The organism is Carnobacterium sp. (assembly GCF_032094055.1).
Lineage (GTDB): Bacteria > Bacillota > Bacilli > Lactobacillales > Carnobacteriaceae > Carnobacterium_A.
Genome location: NZ_DAMDAK010000095.1, coordinates 1 through 805, shown reverse-complemented (window position 1 = coordinate 805; position 805 = coordinate 1). Strand labels below are relative to the sequence as shown.

The 805-nt window shown below is 38.3% G+C and carries 3 protein-coding genes; all 3 read right to left on the bottom strand.

What is annotated here, in order from left to right:
* Positions 1-114: 50S ribosomal protein L18 (locus RT405_RS11810; RefSeq protein WP_313469933.1), on the bottom strand; the 114-nt coding region annotated here is incomplete at its 3' end.
* Positions 115-152: 38 nt separating this feature from the next.
* A complete protein-coding gene (gene rplF / locus RT405_RS11805; protein WP_313469914.1) occupies positions 153-689 on the bottom strand; it encodes a 50S ribosomal protein L6 in 537 nt (178 codons plus the stop codon).
* Between the two features lie 31 nt (positions 690-720).
* A partial coding sequence (rpsH, locus tag RT405_RS11800; protein ID WP_313469931.1) for a 30S ribosomal protein S8 occupies positions 721-805 on the bottom strand: 85 nt, incomplete at its 5' end.

Here is an 805-nt window from a genome sequence, read left to right as displayed (position 1 = left end):
ACGAAAAACGTTTAAACGTGGGCACTCTGCAGTACCAGAGATTTTAGAACGTACACGTGAATGTCTTTTCAAACGTACTTTGTTTTTGTCTGGTTTGTTAATCACAATTGTCACCTCTTTAATTTATTTACTTACTTTAAGCAGCTAAGTAATTACTTACCTGTTTTACCTTCTTTACGGCGTACAAATTCATCAACATAACGAATTCCTTTGCCTTTATAAGGTTCTGGCGGACGAATAGCACGAACATTAGCAGCTAATTCGCCAACACGTTCTTTGTTTGATCCTTTGATCAGAACACGAGTATTAGAAGGAACTTCAACAGTTAATCCTTCTTCGATATCGAATTCTACAGGATGAGAGTAACCAACGCTCATTACAAGTTTGTTGCCTTGTAATTGTGCACGGTACCCTACCCCAATCAATTCTAGTTCTTTTTTAAATCCTTCAGTTACACCAACGATCATGTTGTTTAGGTTAGCACGCATTGTTCCATGCATCGCACGATTTTCTTTCAAGTCATTTGGACGTGTAAAAGAAATTTCGTTGCCTTCGACAGTCATTGTAATAATAGGGCTGAAAGAGCGAGTTAATTCACCTTTAGGTCCTTTAACAGTAACTTCGTTCTCATTACGAGTAACAGTTACGCCTTCTGGAACAGTGATTGTTTTATTACCGATACGGCTCACAGCTATGCACCTCCTTGTTTATTTATCATTCTTACCAAACGTAAGCAATAATTTCTCCGCCAACGTTTTTAGCTCTTGCTTCTTTGTCGGTAAATACACCTTCAGAAGTTGAGACG